The 21,038-nt window shown below is 67.8% G+C and carries 21 protein-coding genes; 13 read left to right on the top strand and 8 right to left on the bottom strand.

Going from position 1 to position 21,038, the window contains the following annotated elements; genetic code table 11:
• Positions 1–86 precede the first annotated feature (86 nt).
• From BMW90_RS09175 to BMW90_RS09165, 3 genes are all read left to right on the top strand, one after another.
• Positions 87–1,322 carry an MFS transporter gene (locus BMW90_RS09175; protein ID WP_074836219.1) on the top strand — a complete coding sequence of 412 codons (1,236 nt, stop codon included), beginning with the start codon at positions 87–89 and terminating at the stop codon, positions 1,320–1,322.
• Between the two features lie 151 nt (positions 1,323–1,473).
• The gene (locus BMW90_RS09170) at positions 1,474–2,346 is read left to right on the top strand and encodes a 50S ribosomal protein L11 methyltransferase (protein ID WP_074836218.1); all 873 of its coding nucleotides are present in this window, start codon (positions 1,474–1,476) and stop codon (positions 2,344–2,346) included.
• Between the two features lie 107 nt (positions 2,347–2,453).
• On the top strand, positions 2,454–2,798 hold the full coding sequence (locus BMW90_RS09165) for a Rossmann-fold NAD(P)-binding domain-containing protein (RefSeq protein WP_048532809.1): 345 nt from the start codon (positions 2,454–2,456) through the stop codon (positions 2,796–2,798).
• 225 nt (positions 2,799–3,023) lie between these two features.
• Here the strand turns inward: BMW90_RS09165 and BMW90_RS09160 are convergent, their stop codons facing one another.
• Entirely contained in the window at positions 3,024–3,239 is a 216-nt protein-coding gene (locus tag BMW90_RS09160; protein ID WP_048532810.1) for a DUF1127 domain-containing protein, read from the bottom strand.
• A 321-nt stretch (positions 3,240–3,560) separates the two neighbouring features.
• Between BMW90_RS09160 and ruvC the strand changes: the two genes are divergently transcribed.
• From ruvC to BMW90_RS09140, 4 genes are all read left to right on the top strand, one after another.
• Positions 3,561–4,055 carry a crossover junction endodeoxyribonuclease RuvC gene (ruvC, locus tag BMW90_RS09155; protein ID WP_074836216.1) on the top strand — a complete coding sequence of 165 codons (495 nt, stop codon included), beginning with the start codon at positions 3,561–3,563 and terminating at the stop codon, positions 4,053–4,055.
• The gene (gene ruvA / locus BMW90_RS09150; protein WP_048532812.1) at positions 4,052–4,717 is read left to right on the top strand and encodes a Holliday junction branch migration protein RuvA; all 666 of its coding nucleotides are present in this window, start codon (positions 4,052–4,054) and stop codon (positions 4,715–4,717) included. Before ruvC ends, ruvA begins: the two co-directional genes overlap by 4 nt.
• Positions 4,718–4,742: 25 nt before the next feature.
• The gene (gene ruvB, locus BMW90_RS09145) at positions 4,743–5,768 is read left to right on the top strand and encodes a Holliday junction branch migration DNA helicase RuvB (RefSeq protein ID WP_074836215.1); all 1,026 of its coding nucleotides are present in this window, start codon (positions 4,743–4,745) and stop codon (positions 5,766–5,768) included.
• A gap of 89 nt (positions 5,769–5,857) precedes the next feature.
• On the top strand, positions 5,858–7,195 hold the full coding sequence (locus tag BMW90_RS09140; RefSeq protein WP_074836213.1) for a GH1 family beta-glucosidase: 1,338 nt from the start codon (positions 5,858–5,860) through the stop codon (positions 7,193–7,195).
• Here the strand turns inward: BMW90_RS09140 and BMW90_RS09135 are convergent.
• Positions 7,192–9,390 (bottom strand): primosomal protein N', encoded by a 2,199-nt coding sequence (locus tag BMW90_RS09135; protein ID WP_074836211.1) that lies wholly within the window; start codon positions 9,388–9,390, stop codon positions 7,192–7,194. The genes BMW90_RS09140 and BMW90_RS09135 overlap by 4 nt on opposite strands.
• A gap of 288 nt (positions 9,391–9,678) precedes the next feature.
• On the opposite strand from BMW90_RS09135, the gene BMW90_RS09130 reads away from it, so the two are divergent.
• Together BMW90_RS09130 and BMW90_RS09125 are read left to right on the top strand one after the other, a co-directional pair.
• Entirely contained in the window at positions 9,679–10,389 is a 711-nt protein-coding gene (locus BMW90_RS09130) for a DUF484 family protein (RefSeq protein ID WP_074836210.1), read from the top strand.
• Entirely contained in the window at positions 10,386–11,339 is a 954-nt protein-coding gene (locus BMW90_RS09125) for a tyrosine recombinase XerC (RefSeq protein WP_407657382.1), read from the top strand. The genes BMW90_RS09130 and BMW90_RS09125 overlap by 4 nt, the downstream gene beginning before the upstream one ends.
• A gap of 60 nt (positions 11,340–11,399) precedes the next feature.
• Here the strand turns inward: BMW90_RS09125 and BMW90_RS09120 are convergent, their stop codons facing one another.
• From BMW90_RS09120 to BMW90_RS09110, 3 genes are all read right to left on the bottom strand, one after another.
• On the bottom strand, positions 11,400–12,896 hold the full coding sequence (locus tag BMW90_RS09120) for a TRAP transporter large permease (RefSeq protein WP_074836208.1): 1,497 nt from the start codon (positions 12,894–12,896) through the stop codon (positions 11,400–11,402).
• Positions 12,893–13,468: a TRAP transporter small permease gene (locus BMW90_RS09115; RefSeq protein ID WP_048532820.1), complete on the bottom strand. Its 576-nt coding sequence runs from the start codon at positions 13,466–13,468 to the stop codon at positions 12,893–12,895. Before BMW90_RS09115 ends, BMW90_RS09120 begins: the two co-directional genes overlap by 4 nt.
• Before the next feature lie 63 nt (positions 13,469–13,531).
• Positions 13,532–14,572 (bottom strand): TRAP transporter substrate-binding protein, encoded by a 1,041-nt coding sequence (locus BMW90_RS09110; protein ID WP_074836441.1) that lies wholly within the window; start codon positions 14,570–14,572, stop codon positions 13,532–13,534.
• Positions 14,573–14,830: 258 nt separating this feature from the next.
• On the opposite strand from BMW90_RS09110, the gene BMW90_RS09105 reads away from it, so the two are divergent.
• Genes BMW90_RS09105 through BMW90_RS09090 form a run of 4 tightly spaced genes read left to right on the top strand, consistent with a single transcriptional unit; the run spans position 14,831 to position 18,296 of the window.
• Positions 14,831–15,523: a CDP-alcohol phosphatidyltransferase family protein gene (locus tag BMW90_RS09105; RefSeq protein WP_048532821.1), complete on the top strand. Its 693-nt coding sequence runs from the start codon at positions 14,831–14,833 to the stop codon at positions 15,521–15,523.
• Complete coding sequence (locus tag BMW90_RS09100) at positions 15,520–16,386, top strand: DMT family transporter (RefSeq protein ID WP_244526468.1); 867 nt, start codon at positions 15,520–15,522, stop codon at positions 16,384–16,386. Before BMW90_RS09105 ends, BMW90_RS09100 begins: the two co-directional genes overlap by 4 nt.
• 40 nt (positions 16,387–16,426) lie before the next feature.
• Positions 16,427–17,158, top strand: a complete 732-nt coding sequence (locus tag BMW90_RS09095; protein ID WP_074836206.1) for an esterase/lipase family protein — start codon at positions 16,427–16,429, stop codon at positions 17,156–17,158.
• Entirely contained in the window at positions 17,148–18,296 is a 1,149-nt protein-coding gene (locus BMW90_RS09090; protein WP_244526467.1) for an alpha-D-ribose 1-methylphosphonate 5-triphosphate diphosphatase, read from the top strand. Before BMW90_RS09095 ends, BMW90_RS09090 begins: the two co-directional genes overlap by 11 nt.
• 76 nt (positions 18,297–18,372) lie before the next feature.
• On the opposite strand, the gene BMW90_RS09085 is transcribed toward BMW90_RS09090, so the two are convergent.
• From BMW90_RS09085 to BMW90_RS09075, 3 genes are all read right to left on the bottom strand, one after another.
• Positions 18,373–19,446 carry a 5-(carboxyamino)imidazole ribonucleotide synthase gene (locus tag BMW90_RS09085; protein WP_074836203.1) on the bottom strand — a complete coding sequence of 358 codons (1,074 nt, stop codon included), beginning with the start codon at positions 19,444–19,446 and terminating at the stop codon, positions 18,373–18,375.
• On the bottom strand, positions 19,439–19,927 hold the full coding sequence (gene purE / locus BMW90_RS09080; protein ID WP_048532826.1) for a 5-(carboxyamino)imidazole ribonucleotide mutase: 489 nt from the start codon (positions 19,925–19,927) through the stop codon (positions 19,439–19,441). Before purE ends, BMW90_RS09085 begins: the two co-directional genes overlap by 8 nt.
• A 152-nt stretch (positions 19,928–20,079) precedes the next feature.
• Positions 20,080–21,033: an endonuclease/exonuclease/phosphatase family protein gene (locus tag BMW90_RS09075; RefSeq protein WP_074836202.1), complete on the bottom strand. Its 954-nt coding sequence runs from the start codon at positions 21,031–21,033 to the stop codon at positions 20,080–20,082.
• Between the last annotated feature and the right edge of the window lie 5 nt (positions 21,034–21,038).

The raw sequence follows: 21,038 nt of genomic DNA, 5'->3' as shown, positions 1-21,038 counted from the left end.
TAAACCGCGCTCTGTGCGGCCATGCAGAGGCGCCTGCGCGCCGGTTTCGCTCGCCTTCGCGCGCGGGCGGGCGTATGGCAAGGCTCATGATCCGTTGCGTGCCCCTTTCCACCTCCCGCGAGCTGCCACTCTGGCAGCGGCCGGTGACGTTGCTGTTTCTCATGGCGGCGGCGATGCCGGTGGCCTTTGCCACCTGGTCGGCGCTGCTCAACAACTTCGTCATCGAAGTGGCCGGGTTTGACGGATCGGACATCGGCTGGCTGCACACGGTACGCGAAATCCCCGGCTTTCTGGCGGTGGGCGTCATCGCGCTGATCATGCTTATGCATGAGCAGGTGCTGGGGCTTGTCGCGCTGCTGCTGTTGGGGGTGGCGACGGCGGTGACCGCATATTTCCCCTCGATGGCGGGTATCCTGACAGTGACCATGCTGTCATCGATCGGCTTTCACTACTACGAGACGGTCAACCAGTCGCTACAGTTGCAATGGATGCCCAAAGATCAGGCGCCGCGCATTCTCGGCCTGCTGCTGGCGGCGGGCTCGGCGGCGACCCTGCTGGCCTATGGCGCCATCGTGCTGACCTGGGAGGCGCTGGGACTGTCTTATCCACATGTCTACCTGATCGCCGGCGGCATCACCGCGGCGCTGGCCGTGCTGGCGATGCAGGCCTATCCGCGGTTCGAAGCCCCCGATCCGCAGATCAAGAAGCTGATCCTGCGGCGGCGCTACTGGCTCTATTACGTGCTGCAATTCCTGTCCGGCGCGCGGCGGCAGATCTTCGTGGTCTTTGCCGGTTTCATGATGGTCGAACGCTTCGGCTTTCAGGTGCATGAAGTCACGGCGCTGTTCCTGATCAACCTCGTGGCCAACATGGTCTTTGCGCCCGTGATGGGCCGCGCCGTCGGCCGGTTCGGCGAACGCGCGACGCTGCTCTTTGAATACGCCGGGTTGATCGCGGTGTTTCTGGCTTATGGCGGCATCTACTATTTCGGCTGGGGCGTGCTGCTGGCCGCCTCGCTCTACGTGATCGATCACATGTTCTTTGCCCTGGCGCTGGCGCTCAAGACCTATTTCCAGAAGATCGCCGATCCGCGCGACATCGCCCCCACGGCGGCGGTGGCCTTTACCATCAACCATATCGCGGCGGTGTTCCTGCCGGCAGGGCTGGGGTATCTCTGGCTGATCTCGCCCGGCGCGGTCTTTGTCGGGGCGGCGGGGATCGCCACGGCCTCCTTCTTGTTGGCGCTGCTGATCCCGCGCCACCCGGCGCCCGGCAACGAGACGGTGTTTTCCGGCTATATCGCCGCCGCCCCCGCCGAGTGATCCCCGCCCGGCCGGGAGCGCTTCGCCAGCCGGGCCAAGAGGCCCCGGATCACGTCCGGGGCGCGGCGGGCCATCCGGGCCAGGCAGAGAGTGACTGGCCATGGCCGCGACTTCGGGCTAGAGACCGGAAACGCTTGCCAGGAGGCTCCTCATGCCCACATTCACCGCCTTCACCACCCTGACCGGAAAAGATCAGGCCCATGCGCTCGGTCTGGCGATGGAACGGCTGGAGCCGGAGCCCACCGGCGTCGGCGTCTTCGAGATGGAGGATGGTTCGGGCCTCTGGGAGATCGGCGGCTATTTCACCGAAGCCCCCGATGCGGCAGCGCTTGCGCTGCTCTCGGCCGCCTTCGCCGCCAAGGACTTCGTCATCTCTGAACTGCCCGAGACCGACTGGGTGGCCAAGGTCCGGCGCGAGCTTGCTCCGGTCGAGGCCGGCCGGTTCTTTGTCTATGGCAGCCATGACGCCGACAAGGTGCCCGAAAACGCCGAGCCGCTGCTGATCGAGGCCGCCATGGCCTTTGGCACCGGCCACCATGGCACCACGCTGGGCTGTCTGCGGGCGCTCGACCGGCTGGCCAATGAGGGCTTCGAAGGCCAGAGCGTGGCCGACATCGGCTGTGGCACTGCCGTTCTGGCGATGGCGGCGGCGCGGATCTGGCCGCAAGAAGTGCTGGCTTCGGATATCGACCGAGTGGCCGTCGACGTGGCCGAGGCCAATGTCCGCGCCAACGGGCTCGAGGGACGGGTGGCCTGTGTCGAGGCCACCGGCTTCGATCATCCCGACATCGCCGCGCGCGCGCCCTTTGATCTGGTCTTTGCCAATATCCTGATGGGGCCGCTGATCGCCCTGGCTCCCGATATGGCCCGGGCGCTCGATACCGGGGGATATGCGATTCTATCCGGAATCCTCACCGAACAGGCGGATGAGGTCATTGCGGTTTATTCCCGGAATGGTATCAATCTGGTGCAACGCGAAGATATTGTTGAATGGACGACCCTGACCCTCCGCAAATCTAGCTGATTTTGCGGGGTTTTTCGGTCAATTCGAGGCAGTTGCCGCAGTGCCGCCACATTTGCAGCCCATTAAGGTTCCCGTGTCTGGTGGGGGCCAGATAGTTAGAGGCTGCCATGTCGGAAACGCTTTTCCATTTCGACAAACGTGTGAATCGCATTGCCAGAAAGAACCGCAAGCTGGCGCGCGGTCACGTCAATTTCATTGACCGTACAGGGGTCATCCGTCAACGTCCGCGCCGCGGGCTCACCGGCGTGCCGCTGCGCGGCCTGCTGACCATCGGCCTGGGCTTTGTCGGCTTCAAGGGCCTGCTGATCGCCCATCAGGGCCCAGTTCAATACGAAGACAAGCTGGCGCTGCTGGCCGAGGGCACGATTTTCGAGCAGGGCGCCGCCTGGGCGATGCAGATCGAGCCCGTATCGCAGGCCGTCGCCCGCTTCATTGCACCGCTGCTTATGTGATCGCAGGGGCGCCGGCCCTGGCGTGCCGCGCCCCGCGCATCCGATTGTTTGTTAACCAGTGCTCCGGTCCAGCCGCCCCCCGCGGCCCGGACCGGATTCCCGCGGCCCGCACCCACGCCTAGATTTCTGCGGGCCGCATCATCAGACTTACCCGCCCCCCATTAACGAGTAAGGCCGCGGCTTCCATCGAAGTCGCGGCCCGGGGGCGTACTCATCTGCGCGCTTTCAGTGATAATCGCCGCGTGCGACGCGGTCGATGTCAGCGCGGGTCAGACCGATGTCGTCCAGCTCGCTCTCGCTCAGCTGCGACAGCATCTTGCGGGTCTGGCGGGCGTCGTTCCACTCTTGCACGGCCGAGATCATGGCGATAATGACGCGACCGATCCGTTCGGCAACGCCGGCAATGGCGATATGGGCGTGGCTCTGTTCAGAAACTGCCATTGTTTTGCTCCTAGGCTAAAGCGCCATGGCGGCGCGTGTTTTCATTTCGCGCAATTAATGTGCAAACACGCCCCGAGCAAGCGCCACCGGCGCATTCCCCATATGCGTTTTCTGCATGGCTCTTTTGGCCCCCAAGAGTCTGAAATAAATCAATAAACTAAGGGCTTTCATGTCGTTTTCAGACCTTCGCGGGACGCGTTTTGCGACGGCCCTGGATCGCCGCCGGCCCGGTCCTGACCGGGCAATCGGCTTGACAGGTTTCGCTTGGCGTTTGTTCCCGGTTCGTGCTAGCGAAACAAAAAGGCAACAAACGGGGCAGTCATGCGGGTTCTGGGCATCGATCCGGGTTTGCGCAACCTGGGCTGGGGCGTGATCGACGTCTCGGGCAACAAGCTGACGCATGTGGCAAACGGCATCTGCCATTCCTCGGGCACGGATCTTGCACTGCGGCTGGTGTCGTTGCATGAACAGCTCTCGGCGGTGCTGGCGCGGTTCGCCCCCACCACGGCGGCGGTGGAACAGACCTTCGTCAACAAGGATGCGGTGGCGACGCTGAAGCTGGGCCAGGCCCGGGGCATCGCGCTTCTGGTGCCGGCGCAGGCCGGGCTCGCGGTTGGCGAATATGCCCCCAACGCGGTCAAGAAATGCGTGGTCGGTGTCGGCCATGCGGACAAGAAACAGGTGGCCCATATGGTCAAGATGCAATTGCCCGGCGTGGTGCTGGCCGGGGCCGATGCGGCCGACGCGCTGGCCATCGCCATCACCCATGCGCTCTATTACCGTTCGCCCAGCCTGCGCGAGGCGCGGGCGTCATGATCGGCAAGCTCTCGGGGCGGATCGACTATCGCGGCGAGGATCACGTGCTGCTCGACGTGCGCGGCGTGGGCTATGTGGTGTTCTGTTCCGAGCGCACCCTGGCCACCCTGCCCGGCCCCGGCGAAGCGGTGGCGCTTTATACCGATCTGGTGGTGCGCGAGGATCTGTTGCAGCTCTACGGCTTTCCGTCGCTGGTCGAGAAGGAATGGCACCGGCTGCTGCTGACGGTGCAGGGCGTCGGCGCCAAGGCGGCACTGGCGATCCAGGGCGCACTGGGCCCCGAGGGCGTGGGCCGGGCGATCGCGCTTGGCGATGTCACGGCGATCAAGGCGGCCAAGGGGATCGGCCCCAAAACCGCGCAGCGGGTGGTGCATGAGCTGAAGGACAAGGCGCCGGCGGTGATGGCCATGGGCGGCGCCCGGACGGCCGAACTGGGCGATGTCGAAGACGCGGTGATCGAGCCGGCCCCGGCCCGGCCCGCAGCCAAACCCGCACCCAAGACAAGCAACGCCCAGGCCGAGGCGCTGTCGGCATTGAGCAACCTGGGCTACGGTCCCGGCGAGGCGGCGGGCGCGGTGGCCCAGGCCGCCGGCGACGACCCCGCGGCCGAAACCCCGGCCCTGATCCGCGCCGCGCTCAAGCTCTTGGCGCCGAAAGGATGAGGCAAAGGCGCGAGGAGCGGCAGAGATGAGCGAACCGGACCCCACCCTGCGCCCCGAAGCGCGGCCCGAGGATGTCGACCGCGCGCTGCGCCCGCAGCAGCTCGGCGATTTCATCGGTCAGGCCGAGGCCCGCGCCAACCTGCGCGTCTTCATTCAGTCCGCCCGGCAACGCGGCGAGGCGATGGACCACACGCTGTTTCACGGCCCGCCGGGCCTGGGCAAGACGACGCTGGCGCAGATCATGGCGCGCGAGCTGGGCGTCAACTTCCGCATGACCTCGGGACCGGTGCTGGCCAAGGCCGGCGATCTGGCGGCCATCCTGACCAACCTCGAGGCCCGCGACGTCCTGTTCATCGACGAGATCCACCGGCTCAACCCGGTGGTGGAAGAAGTGCTTTATCCGGCGCTGGAGGATTTCGAACTGGACCTGGTGATCGGCGAAGGCCCGGCCGCGCGCACCGTGCGGATCGAGCTGCAACCTTTCACCCTGGTCGGCGCGACCACCCGCCTTGGCCTGCTGACGACGCCGCTGCGCGACCGCTTCGGCATTCCGACGCGGCTCAATTTCTACACCATCGACGAGCTGCACGAGATTGTCAGCCGCAATGCCGTCAAGCTCGGGGTGCCCGCCGACGACGCAGGCGCCAGAGAGATCGCCCGCCGCGCCCGTGGCACGCCGCGCATCGCCGGGCGGCTACTGCGGCGGGTGGTGGATTTCGCCGTGGTCGATGGCGACGGCCATATCACCCGCGAGCTGGCCGATGGCGCGCTGACCCGGCTGGGCGTCGACAACCTCGGCCTCGACGGCGCCGACCGGCGCTATCTCAAGCTGATCGCCGAAAACTACTCCGGCGGCCCGGTGGGGATCGAGACGATTTCCGCCGCGCTCAGCGAAAGCCGCGATGCGCTGGAAGAGGTGATCGAGCCCTACCTGCTGCAACAGGGCCTGATCCAGCGCACCCCGCGCGGCAGGATGCTGGCCCAGAAGGCCTGGGCCCACCTCGGCCTGCCCGCCCCCCGCGCGCCGGGACAGAGCGACCTGTTCGGATAAACCCCGCTCCGGCGGATCGCCAAGTTGACAGCGCCGTTAGCGCTGTCATTCTGCGCCGGCACCACCCTATTTTGACAGGAGACCGACCCGTGACAGACGCGCTTCGCAACGCCCGCAGCGATTTCCCGACCGACTTCCTGTTTGGCGCCGCAACCGCGGCCTATCAGATCGAGGGCTCCGGCTTCGGCGGCGCCGGTGCCAGCCACTGGGACACCTTCGCCGCCACCCCCGGCAATGTGGCCGGCGCCGACGACGGCGCGGTGGCCTGCGACCATTACAATCGCTGGCAGGAGGATCTCGATCTGATGCAGGCGGCCGGCTTCGACGCCTACCGCTTCTCGACCTCCTGGTCACGGGTCATGCCCGAGGGCACCGGCCGCCCCAACGCCGAGGGCCTCGACTTCTACGACCGGCTGGTCGACGGCGTGCTCGCGCGCGGGATGACGCCGTTCCTGACGCTGTATCACTGGGATCTGCCGTCGGCGCTGGCGATGAAAGGCGGCTGGACCAATCGCGACATTGCCGGCTGGTTCGCCGACTATTGCGCGGTGGTCTTCGACCGCATCGGCGATCGTGTCGCCGCCACCGCCACCATCAACGAGCCTTGGTGCGTCGCCTGGCTGTCGCATTTCATCGGCGCCCATGCGCCCGGCCTGCGCGACATCCGCGCCGCCGCCCATGCCATGCACCATGTATTGCTGGCCCATGGCACCGCGATGCAGGCGCTTCGCGCCAGCGGGGCGAAAGACCTCGGCATCGTGTTGAACTTCGAAACCGCCAGCCCCGCCAGCGACAGCTCCGAAGACCGGGCCGCCGCCGCCCGGGCCGATGCGATCTACAACCGCTGGTTCATCGAGGCCATCGCCGGCCAGGGCTATCCGGCCGAGGCGCTCGAAGGCCTCGGCCCGCATATGCCGGCGGGCTGGCAGGCGGATATGGACACCATCGCCACCCCGCTCGACTGGCTGGGGGTGAATTACTACACCCGCGCGCTTTATGCCGCCGACCCCACCCGGCCCTGGCCACGATACCGCACGGTCGATGGCCCGCTGCCCAAGACGGCAATGGGCTGGGAAATCCGCCCCGAGGGCCTGCGCGAGTTCCTGCTGCGGCTGGCACAGGGACCGGCCCGGGGGCTGCCGATCTATGTCACCGAGAACGGCATGGCGGGCGATGATGCGGTGCAGGACGGTGCGGTACACGACCCGCTACGCCAGGGCTTCATCGACTCCCATCTCGATGCCGCGCGCGCCGCCATTGCCGAGGATGTCGATCTGCGCGGCTTCTTCTACTGGTCGCTGCTGGACAATTACGAATGGGCCTTCGGCTATGACAAGCGCTTCGGCCTCGTGCACGTCGATTACGCCACCCAGGCGCGCACGCCCAAAGCGTCGTACCACGCCCTGGCGCACGCGCTGAGCCGCTAGAAGAAACTCTGCGGGTCGATATCCACCGCCAGCCGGAGCCCGCCACGCACCGGGAACTGGCCGATCCATTCGGCCAGCGCCCCCTGCAAGGCCACCCCCTTGTCGGCCTTGACCAGAAGCCGCACCCGGTGCCGCCCGCGAACCCGGGCGATCGGCGCCGGCGCCGGGCCAAAGACCTGCGCCCCCACCCGCCGCAGCGCCGCGTCATTGCGCGCCAGCGCCGCGCCCAGGTCGAAGGCCGGCTGCGCCTCTTCGGCTGAAATGATGATCCCCGCCAGCCGGCCATAAGGCGGCACCCCGGCGGCGCGGCGTTCCTCGGCCTCGGCCTGCCAGAAGCGCTCCTCGTCGCCGGCAATGATCGCCCGGATCACCGGATGCTCGGGCTGGTGGGTCTGGATCAGCGCAAGGCCGGGCTTCTCGGCCCGCCCGGCGCGGCCTGCGACCTGGCGCACCAGTTGAAAGGTACGCTCGGCGGCCCGCAGGTCGGAGCCATGCAGGCCGAGATCGGCGTCGATCACCCCGACCAGCGTCAGCAGCGGAAAATTGTGCCCCTTGGCCACCAGCTGGGTGCCGATGACGATATCGGCACCGCCGCCGGCGATCTCCTCGATCTGCGTCTTCAGCGCCCGGGCCGAGCCGTACATGTCTGACGACAATGTCGCCACGCGGGCCTGCGGAAACAGCGCCACCGCCTCCTCGGTCAGCCGCTCCACCCCCGGCCCCACCGCCGCCAGCCGGCCTTCCGCCTCGCAGGAGGGGCAGATCTCGGGCATCGGCCGGCTCTCGCCGCATTGATGGCAGACCAGCCGCTTGAGAAACCGGTGTTCGACCATCCGCGCATCGCACTGCGGGCATTCGATCTGATGGCCGCAGGCGCGGCACAGCGTGATCGGCGCATAGCCCCGCCGGTTGATGAACAGCAGCGACTGCTCGCCGCGTTCCAGCCGGGCATTCACCGCCGCCTGGAGCGTCGGCGAGACCCAGCGATCCGATGGCAGGCTTTCGGCCCGCATGTCGATCGCCCGCATCTCCGGCAGCACCGCCGCGCCAAAACGCGACGTCAGCTCGATCCGCGTGTACTTGCCGGCCTGCGCATTGGCCCAGCTCTCCAGCGACGGCGTCGCCGAGGCCAGCACCACCTGCGCGTCTTCCAGCGAAGCGCGCAGCACCGCCATGTCACGCGCATTATAGAGCACCCCGTCGCCCTGCTTGTAGGAGGTGTCATGTTCCTCGTCGACGACGATCAGCCCGAGGTCGCGAAACGGCAGGAACAGCGCCGACCGCGCGCCCACGACCATCTGCGCCCCGCCCTCGCCGACCATCTTCCAGCAGCGCCGCCGCTCGGTCTGGGTAATGCCCGAATGCCATTCCGCCGGTTTCGCGCCGAACCGCGCCTCCACCCGGGTCAGGAATTCCTGGGTCAGCGCGATCTCGGGCAGCAGCACCAGCGCCTGCCGTCCGCGGCGCAGGCAATCGGCCACCGCCTCGAGGTAGACTTCGGTCTTGCCCGATCCGGTGACCCCGCGCAGCAGCGTCGTGGAATAACCCTGGCCGGCGGCGGTGTGCAGATGTGCCACCGCCGTCATCTGGTCGGTGGTCAGCGTCTTGCCGGGACGCGCGGGATCGAGCGGCAGATAGGGCGTGTCGCGCGGCGCCTCCTCCTCACGCACCACGCCCTGGGCGGCCAGCCCCTTGACCACCGAAGGCGAAACCCCGGCCATCTCGGCCAGCTCCTTGAGGGTAAAGGCCAACCCGCCATAGTCCTCCAGCACCCCGAGCACCGCGCGACGCGCCTTGGTGTCGCGATCCGGCAGCCCCTCGCCCCGGCGATAGATCTTGCGCGCCCCCGGCGGCGCGCCCAGCCCCGGCGCCCGGGTGGCCAGCCGCAGCATCGCCGGCAGGGGCGTCAGCGTATAGGCGCCGGCGCGGGTCAGAAAGGCACGCATCCCCTCGCGCATCGGCGCCGCGTCGAGCACCCGGATCACCGCCCGCAGCTTGGCGCGGTCGAACTCCCCCGCCCCGGCGCCCCAGACCACGCCCAGCATCCTGCGCGGGCCCAGCGGCACCTCGACAAAGGCCCCGAGATGGCAGCCGCCCGCCGGCGCCAGGTAATCCAGCACCCCGGCCAGATCGCCCATCGCCTGGGTCAGAAGCACACCGATCCGGTCGCCTTCGTCGAAATAGCTGCGGCACATGCGGCCCTGTCCCTCGCGGCTCGAAACTCTGCCGAGAGGTATGCCACCGCTGCCGGTTTGCCAAGACACCGGCAGCGGACGGCCCTGGCCGCCCCTTTCCTCTTGCTGCAAATACCGCGGGGAGCGCGAGGGGCTGGCCCCTCGCTCCCGCCCCGGCCCCGCAGTCCGGCGTTGGCAGAAAGGCACAACCTGAAGAAAAGGCGCAAAGCCGCTCAAAAACCTGCGGAAAGCCCGGGCAGGCCCTGCTAGCCTCCGGCAAGGACCACGGGATTCGCTTAAGGGACACGCATGACCTCCAGCCTCAAGATCGACGACGACCTCCGCGCCACCATCATTGCGCGCCCCACCGTGATCCTCGACGACAAGGACGTGATGCATGCGCTGATCGCTGCCAATGAAAAGGCCATGGGCAGCAATATCGTCGATCTGCGCGGCATTGCCATGGAGCGGCTGGAACGTCGCCTCGACCGGCTCGAGGACACTCACCGCAGCGTCATTGCCGCGGCCTATGAGAATCTCGCCGGCACCAACCAGGTGCACCGCGCCATCCTGCGCATGCTCGACCCGGTGGATTTCGAAGCCTTCCTACGCGGCCTGGGCGGCGAAGTGGCCGATATCCTGCGCGTCGATGCGGTGCGGCTGGTGCTGGAAAGCGCCGAGCGAGCCGAGGACGATCCGGCGTTCTCGAAACTCGGAGATGTGCTGCGGGTGGCCGAACCCGGCTATGTCTCGCAATATGTGACCGAGGGCCGCATGGGCGGGCTGCGCCCGGTCACCCTGCGCCAGCGCGCCGCCGGCGATCCGGCGCTCTACGGCGGCAAGGCCGGCGACATCCGTTCCGAGGCCTGTCTGGTGCTCGATCTCGGCCCCGGCCGGCTGCCCGGCATGTTGGCCTTCGGCGCCGAGGATCCGCATCTCTTCACGCCGCAGCAGGGCACCGATCTGCTGGCCTTCTTCGCCGGTGTCTTCGAGCGCTCGATGCGCCGCTGGCTGGCGTGAGCACGCCCGCGACCTTCATCTCGCCTGCGGCGCGCGACGCGTTGGAGGACTGGCTGACCCAGGCCCGCGCGCTGCAAGGCCGGGCCGAGAACACCACCGGGGCCTATCGCGCCGATGTGCTGAACTTCCTAACCTTCATGACCGAATACCACGGTGGCACCCAAGGGCTGGGCCCGCTCTCGCGCATCACCCTGCGCGACATGCGCGCCTGGATGGCCCATACTCGCGGACCGGAGGTGGGGCCGCGCACGCTGGCGCGCAAGCTCTCGGCGGTCAAGAGCTTCTACCGCTGGCTGGCCGAACGCGAGGGCTTCGAGCCCACCGCCGTGCTCTCGACCCGGGCGCCGAAATATACCCGCAAGCTGCCCCGCCCGCTGGCCGAAGAGGCCGCCCGCGCGATGATCGACACCATCGAGATGCAGAGCCAGACCGGCTGGATCGCCGCCCGCGACATGGCGGTGGTGACGCTGCTTTACGGCTGCGGGTTGCGGATCTCCGAGGCGCTGGGGCTGAGCCGCGGCGCCGCGCCGCTGGGCGACAGCCTGCGCGTTCTGGGCAAGGGTCAGAAAGAGCGGATCGTGCCGGTGATCCCCGCCGCCGCCCGTGCTGTCGATGCCTATCTCGCCCTCTGCCCTTTCGATCCCGAACCGGAGGCGCCGCTGTTTCTCGGCGCCCGCGGCGGGCGGCTCAACCCGCGGCTGGTGCAAAAGGCGATGCAGCAGGCGCGCATGCAGCTCGGCCTGCCCGCCAGTGCCACGCCGCATGCCATGCGCCACAGCTTCGCCACCCATCTGCTCAACGCCGGCGGCGACCTGCGGGCGATCCAGGAACTCCTCGGCCATGCCTCGCTGAGCACCACCCAAGGGTACACCGGCATCGACAGCGCCCGGCTGCTCGAGGTCTACGAGAAAGCGCATCCCAAGGCCGGGCAGGCCGGGACATTCGGGTAGACCGGGAGATGATCGCCGGTTCGCGTCGCCACCCCCGGGCAAGACCCGCGCCCCGCCGCCTCACGCCAGCAGGAACAATGTGATCCCCGGAAACAGTACCAGAAGGATCACCCGCAGGATGTCGGAGGTGACGAACCAGATCACCGCGCGATAGGTGTCGGCCATCGGTGTCGTCCGGTCCATGGTGTTGATGATAAAGAGGTTCATCCCCACCGGCGGCGTGATCAGCCCGACCTCGACGACGATCAGCACCAGGATGCCGAACCAGATCGCCACCTGTTCCGCCTCGATCCGGTTGGCGATGCCTTCGGTCACCCGGATGCCCAGCGCCTGCATCTGCTCGCGGCTCAGCTCGGCGCCCGTCGCCATGGCCTCGCGGATCGCGGCCAGCATCTCGGCCGCCATCCCCTCGGGCACCCCCGCCGCCAGCACCTCGCGCGCCGCCTCGGCCTGCATCGCGGCGAGATCGACAAAACCGAAATCCATCAGCGAGATCACCGGGAAAAAGATCGGGATGGTCAGCAGAATCATCGACAGGCTGTCCATCAGGCAGCCGAACACCAGATAGAAGACCAGCACCAGCGCCAGCACCGTCCAGGGGCTGAAGCCCTGCCCCACTACCCAGTCGGCCAGCTCCTGCGGCACCTGGGTCAGCGCCAGGAAGCCATTGTAGATCCCCGCCCCCAGAACGATGAAAAAGATCATCGCGGTCGACGAAGCGGTGACCAGGATCGCCTCCTTGAACACTGTCCAGGACATGTTGCCGCCGATCAGCGCAATGATGCCGGTGCCGGCGGCGCCGACCGCGGCGCCCTCGGTCGGGGTGAACCAGCCGACATAGATGCCGCCCACCACCAGGCCAAAGACCAGCACCACCGGCCAGACGTCGAGGAAATTCCGCAGCCGCGTGGCCCAGGGCACCGGCGCCCGCACGCCCGCCGCCTCGGGGTTCACGCGGACATAGATCGAGATCGTCAGGATATAACCCAGCGCCGCCAGAAGCCCCGGCACGAAGGCCGCAAGAAACAGCTTGGCGATGTTCTGCTCGGTCAGGATGGCATAGATCACCAGGATCACCGAGGGCGGGATCAGGATGCCCAGGGTGCCGCCCGCCGCCAGCGTCGCGGTCGAGAAGCCGCCGGAATAGCCGTAGCGCTTGAGCTCCGGCAGGGCGACGCGGCTCATGGTGGCGGCCGTGGCCAGCGACGAGCCGCAGATCGCGCCAAATCCGGCGCAGGCGCCGACGGCGGCCATGGCCACCCCGCCCTTGCGATGGCCGAGAAAGCTCTCGGCGGCGCGAAACAGCGCCGCCGACATGCCCGACAGCGTGGCGAACTGGCCCATCAGCAGGAACAGCGGGATGATCGACAGCGAATAAGAGGAAAAGGTGGTGTAGGTCTCGCTCTTCAGCCGCGCCATGAAGACCGTGGTGCCATCGGTGGCGAGCCAGAGCCCGCCGATGCCACAGAGCAGCATGGCCAGCCCGATCGGCGCGCGCAGAAAGATCATCACCAGCAGTACGGGAAAGGACAGGAAACCCAGCGTCAGCAAGCTCAATGCACCGCTCCTTCGGCCTGCGGCAGCCGCGCCCGCCCGGTCAGGGCAAAGGCCAGCCGCGCATAGGCGCAATAGCCGGCCACCACGGCGGCCACGCCGGCCGCCACGAGGCTGGCCGCATAGGCCCACCAGACGGGGAATTGCAGCAGAAAAGTGGTTTCGCCATTGCCGTATTTGCCGATCATGCCGGCCGCCAGACGCAGGGTGATCAGCCAGATCGTCAGGCTCAGCACAACCTCCCAGAAGGCGATCAGCCAGCGGTTGGCGCGCAGCGGCAGGGCCTGGGTAAAGATGTCCACCGTCGCATGGCCGCCGTGCAGCTGGCAGATCGGCAGGAAGGCAAAGATGGCAAAGGCCACCCCGGCTTCGACCAGTTCGAAATCGCCGGCCACCGGGCCGACCCCGCTATTGATCAGCGCCGCGCCCAGGGCCTCGCCCAGAACGCCGGAATGGCCCAGGGTATTGAGCCCGCGGCCCAGCACGCTAACACAGGTCAACCCGACCAGGACAGTCAGCACCAGCCCGCCGGTGATCGCCATCAGCCGGGCCAGCCGGTCCATGAATGTCAGCATCTTGCCCGGCCCTCCCGGCGTCGTCGCACGGCCCCGGCGGCGTTGCGCCTGGGGCCGAAGGCCTCACATAGAGGCGTCTTCGATCAGCTCGAGCGCGCGGGCGCGCAGCGCCGCGCCGTCAATGCCCTTGCCCTCCATCTCGGCGATCCAGGCATCGATCGTGCCCGCGGCCGCGGCCCGCCATTCCGCGGTCTGCGCGTCGCTCAGGGTGATGACATTGTTGCCCAGGTCGAGCGCGGTCTCGCGTTCGGGCGCGTCGTCCTCCTGCATCTGCCGGCCGAATTGCGCCGAGGTCTCGAGCCCGGAATTGGCATCGATCACCGCCTTGAGATCGTCGGGCAGCGACTCGTACTTGTCCTTGTTCATGGCAAAGACGAAAGCCGCGGTATAGAGCGCCTTGTCGCCGCCCATCTCGGTATGGTTCTGCACCAGTTCCGGCACCTTGAGCGCGCCGGTCACCTCCCAGGGGATTACCGTGCCGTCGATCACGCCTTTCGACAGCGCCTCCGGCACCGCCGGCACCGGCATGCCAACCGGCGTCGCGCCCAGCGCGGCGAACATCTGGTTGGTCACCCGGGTCGGCGCCCGCAGCTTGACGCCGTTGAGGTCGGACACCTCTACCACCGGATCCGAGGTATGGATGATCCCCGGCCCGTGCACATGCAGGGCGATCGGTTTGATGTCCTTGAAATCGTCCTCCATCATCGTCTCTTCGGCCAGCGACCAATAGGCCCGGCTGGCGGCCTCGGCGGTGGTCATGGTGAAGGGCAGTTCAAATACTTCGGCCCGCGGGAACCGGCCCGGCGTATACCCCGGCAGGGTCCAGACGATATCGGCCACGCCATCGACAAGCTGGTCCATCAGCTCCGGCGGGGTGCCGCCCAGAGCCATGGCGTGAAACAGCTGGATGTCGATCCGGCCATCGCTCTCGGCCTCGACCTTCTCGGCCCAGGGGATGAGGATGTTCTGCGGCACATTGGCCTGCTCCGGCAGGAAGGAATGCAGCCGCAGCGTCACCTCCTGCGCGAAGGCCGCCCCGCCCCCGAAGGCGGCGGCCAGCGCCGTGCCCATTGCCAGCTTCACCAGGTTACGCGTATCGGTCATCATCATTCCTCCCATAGGCTCCCATTGGACATTTCTTTTCGGGCCTTGCCGACCCTGTAGCTTCCGCTCTGCCTCAGGCAAATAAAATTGCCGCCGGCGAGATAAGCTCAGACTATACCCATCCGTTGCAACGCGCATCATTTTCGTACCGGCGGCCGCAGGTCCGGGCGTTGGCCTGCCGTGGGGTTCACGCGGATTTTCAACACTGTGCCAGCGGCCCCCATTGAATCCAACCGCCATATCGGGGATGACTGACCGATGACAAATCTCCGCGCTCTCTCGATCCACTGGCTGACCGCCACCGGCGCCGTCTTTGCCATGCTGGCGCTTCTCGAGGCGGCGCGCGCGGACTGGCCGATGATGTTCGTCTGGCTGGTGGTGGCCTTTGCGGTCGATGGCGTCGACGGGCCGCTGGCGCGGAAATACGACGTCAAGCACAATGCGCCGCGGTTTGACGGCGTGCTGCTCGATCTGATCATCGACTACCTGACCTATGTCTTCATTCCGGCCTTTGCGCTGTTTCAATCCGGCCTGCTACCCGGCTGGCCCGGCTGGCTCGCGATCATTGTGGTGACCTTTGCCAGCGCGCTGTATTTCGCCGATACCGGCATGAAGACAAAAGACAATTCCTTCGCCGGCTTCCCCGGCTGCTTCAACATGGTGGTGATTGTCATGTTTGCCATCGCGCCGCCGCCGCCGGTGATCCTGGCCATCGTGCTGGTCTGTGCCGTGGCGATGTTCCTGCCGCTCAAGTTCATCCACCCGGTCCGCACCGAGCGCTGGCGCCTGCTGTCGCTGCCCGTGGCGCTGGCCTGGACCTTCTTTGCCGGCTGGGCCGCCTGGGTGAACTTCGATCCCCAGAGCTGGGCGCATTGGGGGTTGGTGGTGACCTCGCTCTACCTGATCTCGGTCGGCATCGTGCAGCAGATCGTGCCGGAGGCAGCGGCATGAGCGCCGCCTCGGCCCCCCCGCCGGCCGGGAGCGCCGGCCTGCGCCTGGTCGGGCTGACGGCGCTGGTGATGGTGGCCTTTGCGGCCAATTCTGTGCTCAACCGCATGGCGCTCGAAGGCGGCGCCGGTGCCTCGAGCTTTGCCCTGATCCGGCTGATCTCCGGCGCCGCATTGCTCGGCCTGCTGGTGTCGCTGCGCGGCGAGGCGCGCGCCCTGCGCCCGACCCGAGCGGTCTGGCCCGGGGTGGCGACGCTGACGCTCTATATCCTCGGCTTCTCCTTTGCCTATCGGACATTGCCGGCGGGGATCGGCGCGCTGATCCTGTTTGGCGGGGTGCAGATCACCATGTTCGCCGGCGCGGTTCTGGCCCGCGAGCCGCTGCCGCCGCTGCGCATCCTCGGCGCGACGATTGCCTTTGCCGGCCTGGCCTGGCTGATGGGGCCGGGCGCGGAACGGCCCGATCCGCTGGGCGCGGCGCTGATGCTGGCCGCCGCGCTGGGCTGGGGGCTGTTTTCGCTGATCGGACGCAAGCGAGGCGCGCCGTTGCAGACCATGAGCGCGTCGTTCCTCTGGTCGGTGCCGCTCGGCGCCCTGGCCTTTGCGTTCTGGCCGGATGCGACCAACCTGCGCGGCGTGATCCTCGCGGTGATCGCAGGTGCGGTGACCTCGGGCCTGGGCTATGCGCTGTGGTACACCGTGCTGCCGCAACTGCGCGCCGCCACCGCCGCCGTGGTCCAGCTGACCGTGCCGATCATCGCCATGGCCGGCGGCATGCTCTTCCTGGCCGAGCCGCTTACTCTGCGCTTCGTACTCTCGGCGCTTCTGGTGCTGGGCGGCGTGGCGCTGTCATTGCGCGCAAGGTAACCCCTTCCGCATGCCCCGCCCGCCGCTTATCTGAGGCCTCATGCGTCTTGTCCTTGCCCTTGTCCTGTTCATGCTGCCCGGCGTCGTCCGGGCCGAGTGCATCGTCTTCCTGCACGGCCTGGCCCGCAGCGAATACAGTTTCGCGGTGATGGAACAGGTGATGCGCCTCGAAGGCTATGACACGGTGCTGCCCTCCTATCCCTCGACCTCGGCCGATGTGGAAACCCTGGTCGGCAAGACCCTGCCCGAAGCCCTGGCGCAATGCGGCACCCAGACCACGCATTTCGTCACCCACTCCATGGGCGGCATTCTGCTGCGCGTCTGGCTGCGCGATCACGGCACGCCCGACAATCTGGGCCGCGTGGTGATGCTCGCCCCGCCCAACCACGGTAGCGAGCTGGTGGACGAGCTCGGCGGGCTCGAGCTGTTCCGCTGGATGAACGGCCCGGCCGGGCTGCAACTGGGCACCGATCCCGAAAGCCTGCCGCCGCAGCTTCCCCCGGTGGAGGCAGAACTCGGCGTGATCGCCGGCAACCGCTCGCTCAACCCCTATTTCTCGTCGCTGATCGACGGGCCGGACGATGGCAAGGTCTCGGTCGCCTCGACCAAGGTCGAGGGCATGGACTGGCATATTACCCTGCCGGTCACCCATACCTTCATGATGAACAATCCGATCGTGATACAACAGACCCTGCTGTTCCTGCGCGAAGGCCGTTTCGACCCCGGCATGGATCTTGCCGACATGCTGTTCGGAGATGACGATGCCAATTGATCTCACCTTCACCGGCGCGCGCTGGCTCTCGCCGCATGGGCTGCGCGGCGGGCCGCTGGCGATCTCCGGCGGGTTGGTCGGCGCGGCGGCTGGCGGGCGCCCTGTCGACGTCTCCGGCAAGTTGATCCTGCCCGGCATCGTCGATCTGCACGGCGACGGTTTCGAACGCCATCTCGCCCCCCGCCGCGGCGCCATGACCGACCTTGCCGCCGGGTTGGTCTCGGCCGAAGCCGAACTGGCCGCCAATGGCATCACCACCGCCGTTCTGGCGCAATTCTATTCCTGGGAAGGCGGGCTGCGTAGCCCCGAGTTCGCCAGGCGGATGCTGGCGGCGCTGGCCCGGGTGCGGCCGCAGCTCGACACGGATTTACAGGTCCAGCTGCGGCTCGAGACCCATATGATCGACGATTTCCGGACAGTGCTCGGGCTGTTGGCAGAGCATGACATCCGCTATGTCGCCTTCAACGATCATCTGCCGCACGACCGGCTGGCATCGGGCCGCGCGATCCCGCGGCTCACCGGCACGGCGCTGAAATCCGGCCGCAGCCCCGAGGCGCATTTGGCGCTGATGCAGGCGCTGCATGCGCGCTCGGCCGAAGTGCCGGCGGCGCTGGATGCGGTCTGCGCCGATCTGCGCCGGCGCGACATCCGCTACGCCAGCCACGACGATGCCAGCGCCGAGGACCGCGCCATCTGGGCCGCCCGCGGCGCCGCGATCAGCGAATTCCCCGAGACCCGCGAGGCCGCCCAGGCGGCGCGGGACCGTGGCCAGCCGGTGGTGCTTGGCGCGCCCAACGTGGTGCGCGGCGCCAGCCACAAGGGCAAGGTCTCGGCCCGGGCGCTGGTCGAGGACGGGCTCTGCACCGCGCTGGCCTCGGACTACCACTACCCGGCCCCGCGCAACGCGGTCTGGCAGCTGGTCGATCTCGGACAGCGGGATCTGGCGCAGGCCTGGGCGCTGATCTCCTCCGGCCCGGCACAGGTGCTGGGCCTGACAGACCGCGGCACGCTGGCGCCCGGCCAACGCGCCGATCTGGTGGTGCTCGACGCCACGACCCGCCGGGTCGAGGCGACGCTCTGCGCCGGGGTCTTCACCCATCTGGCTGGCGAAACCGCCCGCCGGCTGGTCACCGCCTGACCCCGTCCCGGACCCCGATCCGGGACCTCCCCGATCGCAGATCTTCGCAGCAGAGAGCCCCCCGCCGCCGACGGGTTTATCCTGCGGTCTTCACCCGGTTCACATGCCCCATCTTGCGCCCCGGCTTGACCTCGGTCTTGCCGTAAAGATGCAGGCTGGCATGGCGCTCCCTGGCAATCTCCGGCACCCGGTCCATGTCCTCGCCGATCAGGTTTTCCATCACCACATCGGCATGTCGGCCGCCATCGCCCAGCGGCCAGCCCGCCACGGCGCGGATATGCTGTTCGAACTGATCGACGGCACAGCCCGCCTGGGTCCAATGGCCCGAGTTATGCACCCGCGGCGCGATCTCGTTGACCACGAGGCCCCGGCCGGTGACAAAAAGCTCCACCCCCATCACGCCGACATAATCCAGCGCATTGAGGATCTGCCCGGCCAGCAGCACCGCATCGGCCTGCATCATCGGCCGGATCTCGGCCGGCACCGTGGTGGTGCGCAGGATGCCACCCTCGTGCACATTCTCGCCCGGGTCGAAACAGGCCACCTCGCCGGTCACCCCGCGCGCCGCGATCACCGAGATCTCGCGCTCGAAATCGACGAAGCCCTCCAGCACCGCCGGCGCGCCCGCCATGTCGGCCAGCGCCTGACCGGCATCGCCCGGCGCCATGATCCGCGCCTGGCCCTTGCCGTCATAGCCGAAGCGCCGGGTCTTGAGGATCGCCGGCGTGCCGATCCGCGCCAGCGCCGCCTCCAGCGATGCCGCGTCACCGACATCGGCATAAGGCGCCACCGTCAGCCCCGACCCCGACAGGAAGTCCTTCTCGATCAGCCGGTCCTGGCTCACCCGCAGCGCCTCGCGCCCCGGCCGGATCGGCCGCAGCGCCTCGAGGATGTCGAGCGCCGCCGTCGGAATGTTCTCGAATTCATAGGTGATGACATCGACGCTCTCAGCAAAGGCCCGCAATGCCGCGGCATCGTCATAGCCCGCCGTCGTCACTTTCCAGGCGACATCACCGGCCGGCGGATGGGCCCCCGGCTCGAAGACATGGCAGCGAAAGCCCAGCCGGCTCGCCGCCACCGCGAGCATGCGGCCAAGCTGGCCACCGCCCAGAATGCCGATCACCGCCCCCTGCGCCAGAGCCTTATTCATCGACCGGCACCTCCGGGATCGAGGCCGAGAGCGCAGCACGCCAATCCTCCAGCCGCTGCGCCAGCCCGGCATCCTGCAACGCCAGAATGCCCGCCGCCATCAGCCCCGCGTTTTTCGCTCCCGGCGCGCCGATCGCCATGGTCGCCACCGGATAGCCGCGCGGCATCTGCAAGATCGAATACAGCGAATCGACCCCCGAGAGCGCCCGGGTCTGCACCGGTACGCCGATCACCGGCACCCGGGTCTTCGACGCCATCATACCCGGCAGATGCGCCGCGCCGCCGGCGCCGGCGATGATCACCTGCACCCCCCGGTCCACCGCCGTCTTGCCGTAGTCCCAGAGCCGGTCCGGCGTCCGATGCGCCGAGACGATGCGCGCCTCATAGGCCACGCCCAGCTCGTCCAGCACATCCGCCGCTTCCTTCATGGTGGGCCAATCCGACTGGCTGCCCATGATGATGCCCACTACCGGCTCTGTCATCGCATCCCCTCACGTTAGGAAGGCCGCACTATAGCCAGAGCGCCCCCATTGGCAACGGCCCCGCCGGTCGCAGCGGCAGCATTTTCGCATTCCCGTGGCTTCTTCTCTTGAAAAATACCGCCGGGGGAGGCCGCAGGCCGGGGGCAGCGCCCCTAATCCCCGAAAGTCACATCCACCACCACCGGGTAATGGTCGCTCGGCCAGACCGGCCCCAACCGCTCGCGAAACACCGCCGCCGGGCGCAGCGCGCGCAGCCCCGGCCCCAACCCGACATGATCGATCGCGCCAAAGAGGTTGAGCCCGCGATCGAAGTGATAGGTCGCCCCCGGCACCGGCACGAACCGCAGCCCCTCCGCCTCCAGCGGCGCCAGCAGCGCCGAGCCCGCCAGCGCGTTGAAATCACCCAGCACCACCATCGAATGGCCCGCCGCCCGCCAGTCCGCCAGCCGCGCGCGGATCAGCACGACGGATTTGCGCCGGTTGTCCAGGCTGGAATAATCCAGATGCAGGTTCAACACCCGAAACACCGTGCCGCCCCGACGGTCGCGGAACTCGGCCCAGGCGGCAAAGGCCGGCCAGGAGCCATTGAAGGTGCGCGAATAAATCACCTCCGGCGTCTCTGAAAAGAAAAACCAGCCCTGATCCAGCAATTCGAGCCTGGCGCGGCGGTAGAGGATCGGCTGGGTCGGCGGAAATTCCCGCCAGGGCCCGGTGGCCGCGGCGGCATAGCCCGGGTTCTGCTGCAACAGCCAGTCGCGGGCGAGGTTCTCGTCGCTGCCGGAACCGCCGGCAAAGCTTTCCATTTCCTGAAAGGCCACCAGATCGGCCGCGAGCGCCTTGAAGGTCGCATCCAGAACCGGCTTGCGCCGGCGCCAGTCCGCCAGCGACCAGAGGCCGGTGTCGCGCCGGGTAACGATGTAATGCACGTTGTGCGTGGCCAGCCGCAGCCCGCCCGGCACAGGTGGGCCCAGCGCCGGCCCGCCCGAGAGACGCAGATGCTGCACCCCCAGCGCCAGCAGCAGGAGGCCAAACAGCCCCAGGACGCCAAGCAGCGCGCGCCGCAGGCGTTGGGGCCAGACTTTGGGCCGGACCGCAAGCCGCGCCATGGCGG

It is taken from the genome of Marinovum algicola, from assembly GCF_900109145.1.
GTDB lineage: Bacteria > Pseudomonadota > Alphaproteobacteria > Rhodobacterales > Rhodobacteraceae > Marinovum > Marinovum algicola.
The sequence above is the reverse complement of the archived record's forward strand: the minus strand, read 5'-3'. Positions and strand labels throughout refer to the sequence as shown.